This is a genomic window from Propionicimonas sp. T2.31MG-18 (assembly GCF_964266745.1).
In the GTDB taxonomy this organism is placed as follows: Bacteria; Actinomycetota; Actinomycetes; order Propionibacteriales; family Propionibacteriaceae; genus Propionicimonas.
In genome coordinates, this window is sequence record NZ_CAXWGX010000031.1 from 87505 (window position 1) to 93889 (window position 6385).

The 6385-nt window shown below is 72.1% G+C and carries 6 protein-coding genes; 5 read left to right on the top strand and 1 reads right to left on the bottom strand.

The genetic code is table 11. The features are described from left to right. Nucleotides 1-5: 5 nt before the first annotated feature. Nucleotides 6-617 carry an amino acid-binding protein gene (locus ACFQQJ_RS18080; RefSeq protein ID WP_377108730.1) on the bottom strand — a complete coding sequence of 204 codons (612 nt, stop codon included), beginning with the start codon at nucleotides 615-617 and terminating at the stop codon, nucleotides 6-8. Nucleotides 618-861: 244 nt separating this feature from the next. Here ACFQQJ_RS18080 and gatC point away from each other — a divergent pair, with 244 nt between their 5' ends. From gatC to ACFQQJ_RS18105, 5 genes are read left to right on the top strand one after another with little or no spacing between them, the layout of a single operon-like run. Then, complete coding sequence (gene gatC, locus ACFQQJ_RS18085; RefSeq protein ID WP_377108712.1) at nucleotides 862-1158, top strand: Asp-tRNA(Asn)/Glu-tRNA(Gln) amidotransferase subunit GatC; 297 nt, start codon at nucleotides 862-864, stop codon at nucleotides 1156-1158. Continuing rightward, complete coding sequence (gatA, locus tag ACFQQJ_RS18090) at nucleotides 1155-2681, top strand: Asp-tRNA(Asn)/Glu-tRNA(Gln) amidotransferase subunit GatA (protein WP_377108713.1); 1527 nt, start codon at nucleotides 1155-1157, stop codon at nucleotides 2679-2681. Before gatC ends, gatA begins: the two co-directional genes overlap by 4 nt. Next, nucleotides 2678-4168: an Asp-tRNA(Asn)/Glu-tRNA(Gln) amidotransferase subunit GatB gene (gene gatB / locus ACFQQJ_RS18095; protein ID WP_377108715.1), complete on the top strand. Its 1491-nt coding sequence runs from the start codon at nucleotides 2678-2680 to the stop codon at nucleotides 4166-4168. The genes gatA and gatB overlap by 4 nt, the downstream gene beginning before the upstream one ends. Next, nucleotides 4161-4565: a hypothetical protein gene (locus ACFQQJ_RS18100; RefSeq protein WP_377108716.1), complete on the top strand. Its 405-nt coding sequence runs from the start codon at nucleotides 4161-4163 to the stop codon at nucleotides 4563-4565. The genes gatB and ACFQQJ_RS18100 overlap by 8 nt, the downstream gene beginning before the upstream one ends. Nucleotides 4566-4568: 3 nt before the next feature. Next, entirely contained in the window at nucleotides 4569-6311 is a 1743-nt protein-coding gene (locus ACFQQJ_RS18105; protein WP_377108717.1) for a DEAD/DEAH box helicase, read from the top strand. The last annotated feature ends 74 nt before the right edge of the window (nucleotides 6312-6385 follow it).

Here is a 6385-nt window from a genome sequence, read left to right on the forward strand (position 1 = left end):
CTCCGTCAGAAGGCGAGCGCGGCGAGATGCCGCAGGCGGGCGAGCTCGGACTTCAGGAACTCCGGGCCCCCGCGCCGCGCGAGCACGATGCTCGCATCGCTCCGGAACGGCGCCACGGCGATGAGGGTCTCGCCCCAGCCGGGCAGCCAACCGTCGGGCAGTTCGCCGTCCCTCACCGCGTCGAGATCGCCCAGCGCCCGGATGCCGGTGTCGTCCAGGTCCGGGGCGAGCGTGGTCTGGGCCAGGACGCGGTGGTTCACACGGTCGACCAGGACCGCCCAGGTGACACGGAAGACCTCCGGCGCCTCGAGGGTGAGGATCGCCTCTGCCTTCTCCGGCTCCTCGGTCATCGCGTTCAGCACGTCGACATCGGCCTGGAGGCCCCACGCCTCGGGATAGTGGGACAGCCAGACGACCTCCACCCCCTGCACCGACGTGCAGGCCGTGATCAGCGAGTCGGGAGCCGCCCCCGCCGGGAGCTCCAGCATGAAGTCGTCGATCGCGTAGCCCTCGTACTTCTCCACGATCTCCACGGCGTTGATGTCGGCACCCACGGTGCCCATGGCTGTCGCGACCGCACCCAGGGAACCGGGCCGGTCGGGGAGGACCACACGCATCAGGAACACGCGGTCAGTCTGGCCTATCGGTGTTACAGGGGTGTCAAACCGGTCCGGGGATCGCGGGGGCATTTTCGCGCAGGGGGGCTGGCTTCACGACGTGACTCCTCGTCTGTTCCTCGCCGCTCGTACCGAGCGGCTCGTCAAGACTTGTCGCAGTTCAGGCGCTGGCGCGCCTGAACTGACTCCTCGTCTAGAGTGAGACGCCGCGGGGGGAACCCCGTGCCCGCTACAGGAGTGCACCTTGGCTTTGACCGCTGCCGACGTGGCCCGGCTCGGCGAACTCGCCCGGATCCGGCTCACCGATGAAGAACTCGCCCGCCTGGCCCCGCAACTGGACGTCATCCTCCAGTCGGTCGCTCGGGTGACCGAGGTGGCCGGGGCCGACGTCCCCCCGACCTCCCACGCACTCCCGTTGACGAACGTGTTCCGCGAGGACGTCGTCACGCCGTCGCTGGCCCGCGACGCCGTGCTGGCCGCCGCTCCCGCCGTCGAGGACGGGCGCTTCCGCGTCCCGCGCATCCTGGCGGAGGACGCATGAGCATCCTGCGCGCGACGGCTGCCGGCCTGTCCGACCTCCTCGCCTCCGGCGAGGTGAGCGCCCGTGAGGTGGCCCAGGCCCACCTCGACCAGATCGACGCCGTGGACGGCAGCGTCCGCGCCTTCCTGCACGTGGACGGCGAGCGTGCCCTGGCCGCGGCGGACGCCGTGGACGCACGGCGCGCGGCCGGCGAGGATCTCGGCCCGCTCGCGGGCATCCCGCTGGCGATGAAGGACATCTTCACGATGACCGGGGCGCCCACCACCTGCGGCTCGCGCATCCTGGAGGGCTGGATCCCGCCGTACAACTCCACGATCACCGAGCGCCTGCTCGACGCCGGGGTCGTGGTGCTGGGCAAGACCAACATGGACGAGTTCGCGATGGGTTCCTCCACGGAGAACTCGGGCTACTTCACCACCCACAACCCGTGGGACACCACGAAGATCCCCGGTGGTTCGGGCGGCGGCTCCGCCGCGGCGCTCGCGGCGTTCGAGGCACCCCTGGCGATCGGCACCGACACCGGCGGTTCGATCCGCCAGCCCGCCTCGGTCACCGGCACGGTCGGCGTGAAGCCCACCTACGGCGCAACGTCCCGCTACGGCGTGGTGGCCATGGCGTCCTCGCTCGACACCCCCGGGCCCTGTGCGCGTACCGTGCTGGACGCGGCCCTGCTGCACAGCGTCATCGCCGGCTGGGACCCCCGTGACTCCACCTCGATCAACGCCCCCGTCCCGGACGTGGTCGGGGCCGCCCGCAGCGGCGACGTGGCGGGCATGCGGATCGGTGTCGTGCGTGAGTTCGGTGGCGAGGGCTACCAGCCGGGCGTCGAACAGCGGTTCGCGGAAGCACTGGCGGTGCTGGAGGGGCTCGGCGCGGAGATCGTCGAGGTCTCGTGCCCGAACTTCGAGTACGCGCTGCCCGCCTACTACCTGATCATGCCCAGCGAGGTGTCGAGCAACCTGGCCCGGTTCGACGCGATGCGGTACGGCCTGCGCGTCGGCGACGACGGGGTGAACGGGGTCGAAGAGGTGATGAACCTCACGCGCGGCGCCGGCTTCGGCGCCGAGGCCAAGCGGCGCATCATCATCGGCACCTATGCGCTGTCGTCGGGCTACTACGACGCCTACTACGGGTCGGCCCAGAAGGTGCGCACGCTGATCTCCAGGGACTTCGACGCCGCGTTCGCGCAGGTGGACGTCCTCGTCTCACCGACCACCCCGACCACGGCCTTCACGATCGGCGAGCGGGTCGACGACCCGCTGGCGATGTACAAGGCCGACCTGTGCACGATCCCGTCCAACCTCGCGGGCAACTGTGCGGCGTCCATCCCGTGCGGGCTGAGCCCCGACGACGGCCTGCCGGTCGGCTTCCAGGTGATGGCGCCGCCGCTGGCGGACGACCGGCTCTACCGGGTCGGTGCGGCGCTGGAACGTGAACTCGCCACCCGCTGGGGAGGCGGCCTGCTCGACCAGCTCGCGACCTCGCCGGCCGGGGCGTACCTGAAGGTGGGGGACGGACGATGAGCGCTGACCTGCTGGACTTCGATGCGGCCCTGGCCGCGTACGACCCCGTGCTCGGGCTCGAGGTGCACGTGGAGCTCAACACCGCGTCCAAGATGTTCTGCGGCTGCGCGAACGCCTTCGGCGGGGAGCCCAACACCCAGACCTGTCCGGTGTGCCTGGGGCTGCCCGGCTCGCTGCCGGTGGTCAACGGGAAGGCCATCGAGTCCGCGATCCGCATCGGGCTGGCGCTGAACTGCTCGATCGCGTCGTGGTGCCGCTTCGCCCGGAAGAACTACTTCTACCCGGACATGACCAAGGACTTCCAGACCTCGCAGTACGACGAGCCGATCGCCCACGACGGCTGGATCGACCTCGAGGTGGACGGGGAGACGTACCGGATCGAGATCGAACGCGCGCACATGGAGGAGGACGCGGGGAAGCTCGTCCACGCCGGCGGCAGCAGCGGACGCATCGGCGACGCCGAGTACTCCCTCGTCGACTACAACCGCGCCGGGACCCCACTGGTCGAGATCGTCACCCGGCCGATCACCGGCACGGGCGCGAAGGCGCCGCAGGTGGCGAAGGCCTACGTGTCGTTCCTGCGCGACCTGATGCTCAGCCTCGGCGTGTCCGACGTCCGCATGGAGCAGGGGTCGCTGCGCTGCGACGCGAACGTGTCGCTGATGCCGAAGGGCGCCACGCAGTTCGGGCTGCGCACCGAGACGAAGAACGTCAACTCGCTGCGCAGCGTCGAGCGCGCTCTGACCTACGAGATCCAGCGGCAGGCGGCCCTCCTGTCCTCCGGGGGGAGGGTGCACCAGGAGACCCGCCACTGGCACGAGGAGGGCTACACCACCCCGGGACGCTCCAAGGAGCAGGCCGAGGACTACCGGTACTTCCCCGAGCCGGACCTCGTCCCCGTCGCGCCCCGTCGCGAATGGGTCGAGCAGCTGCGCGGGACCCTCCCCGAGCTGCCGAACGTGCGTCGGGAGCGGCTCCAGGCAGCGTGGGGCTACACCGACCTGGAGATGCAGGACGCGGTCAACGCCGGGGCCCTCGACGTCATCGAGGCCACCGTGGCCGCCGGCGCCACCCCGCAGTCGGCGCGGAAGTGGTGGTTGACCGAGCTCGCCCGGCGTGCGAACGAGGCGGGTGTCGACCTGGCGGCGCTGGCGATCACGCCCGCGCAGGTGGCCGAGGTACAGGCGCTGGTGGACGCCGGGACGGTGAACGACAAGCTCGCGCGACAGGTGATCGACGGCGTCCTCGCCGGAGAGGGCTCGCCGGCCGACGTCGTGGTCGCCCGCGGGCTGGCCGTGGTGTCCGACGACGGTGCGCTGTCCGCGGCCGTCGACGCCGCCATCGCTGCGAATCCCGACGTGGCCGCTCGGATCCGGGATGGCAAGCTCCAGGCCGCCGGTGCGCTCATCGGCGCGGTGATGAAGGACATGCGCGGCCAGGCCGACGCCGGCCGCGTCCGCGAACTCATCCTGCAGAAGCTTGGCTGAGCCACCGACGCCGCCCGTCGAGCCGCCGGCCGGCCATCGCGGCCCGCGGTGGGTGCGCTGGCTGCCGTGGCTGGCCGGGCTGGCGGTCGCCGTCCACCTGGTGGCGCTGTACCTGCCCGGCGACCCGCAGGGCACCCTCGAGCTCCCCTGGCTACCGGGCGCTGACAAGGTGGTACATGTTCTTCTGTTCGCGGTGCCGGTGTACCTCCTCGGGCGGCTGACCCGGCGTGTCGGGTTGGTGGCGGGGGTGTTCGCCGTCCACGCTGTCGTGAGCGAGCTGGTCCAGTGGCGGTTCGTCCCGTACCGGGACGGGGACGCCTTCGACGCCCTGGCCGACCTGGCCGGGATCGGGCTCGCCGTCCTGCTGCTGCTGCGGTGGCGCCGATCCGGGAGGTGAGCCGTGCCGATTGACGACCTGTCCCCGGCGTTCCCGGGACGGGCCGCCTGGGGCACGGCGGCCCGCCTGCGCGCCTGGCAGGTGGAGGCGCTGGCCCGCTACCGCGAGCTCGCGGCCCGCGACTTCCTTGCCGTGGCCACCCCCGGCGCGGGCAAGACCACGTTCGCGTTGCGTGTGGCGACCGATCTGCTGGAGGCCCGCACGATCGAGCAGGTGATCGTGGTCACCCCGACCGAGCACCTGAAGGTGCAGTGGGCCGATGCCGCGGCAAAGGTGGGCCTGCGCCTGGACCCCGGGCTGGGTGGTACGCGGCGCGGCCGGTCGCGCCAGTTCCAGGGCCAGGCGGTGACCTATGCCGGGGTGGCCGCGGCCACGCACGCCTACGAGACCCGCACGGTCGGCGCCCGGACGCTGGTGATCTTCGACGAGATCCACCACGCCGGCGACGCGCTGAGCTGGGGAGAAGCCGTCGCGCAGGCCTTCGCCCTCGCCACCCGGCGGCTGTCGCTGACCGGGACGCCGTTCCGGTCGGACGCGACACCGATCCCGTTCGTCCGGTACGCAGAGGAGCCCGACGGCACCCGTCGCTCGGTCCCGGACTACACCTACGGCTACGCGGAGGCGCTGCGCGACCACGTGGTGCGTCCGGTGGTCTTCCTCGCCTACGGCGGCGGCATGCGCTGGCGGACCCGGGCAGGGGACGAACTGGCGGCCACGCTGGGGGAGCCGCTGACCAAGGACGTCACGGCCCAGGCGTGGCGCACCGCCCTCGACCCGGCGGGGGAGTGGATGCCCGCGGTGTTGCGGGCGGCGGACCGGAGGCTGGAGGAGGTGCGCCGGCACGTGCCGGACGCGGGGGGACTGGTGATCGCCAGCGACCAAAGACAGGCCCGCGCGTATGCGCGGGCCCTGGCAGCGATCACCGGCGAGAAGCCGACCACCGTCCTTTCCGACGACCCCGGTGCGAGCCGGCGCATCGAGGAGTTCTCCGACTCGACCCAGCGCTGGATGGTGGCCGTGCGCATGGTGTCGGAGGGTGTGGACGTGCCACGCCTCGCCGTGGGTGTGTACGCCACGGCGACCTCGACCCCGCTCTTCTTCGCCCAGGCGGTCGGACGCTTCGTCCGCAGCCGTCGGCGTGGTGAGCTGGCGAGCGTCTTCCTGCCCACCGTCCCGATCCTGCTCGCCCACGCGGGCGCGCTCGAGCGCCAGCGCGACCACTTCCTCGGCCGTCCACGGCAGGCCGACGAGCTGTGGGCCGAGGAGGAGGCGCTCCTCGCCGAGGCCAACCGCACCCGTCGGACCGCCGACCTCGAGGGCGAGCAGGAGACCCTCGAGGCGAACGCGGTCTTCGACCACGTGCTCTTCGACGCCCGCGCCTACGGGCTCCAGGCCGAGCCGACGAGCGCGGACGAGGCGGACTACCTCGGGCTGCCCGGGCTGCTGGAGTCCGACCAGGTGGCCGTGCTGCTCGCCGACCGCCAGCGCCGGCAACTGGCCCGGGCGTCCCGGAGGGATCGCCGTGAGAAGGTGCCGGCGGAGGTCAGCCTCTTCCGCGCGCTGGAAGGCCGGCGCAAGGAGCTGAACAGCCTGGTCTCGCAGGTGGCGAGAGTGAGGGGCGTGCCCCACAGCCACGTCCACGCCGGCCTGCGCCGGGAGGCGGGTGGCCCGCCGCTGGCGCAGGCCACCACCGAGCAGGTCGAGGCGCGCATCCAGCTCGCGCGCCGGTGGCTGGCCAGCGCCTGACCCACCCCCTCATCCGCAAAGTGGACCCAAACCGCCGACAACGGCGGTATGGGTCCACTTTGGCGGTGCGGGGG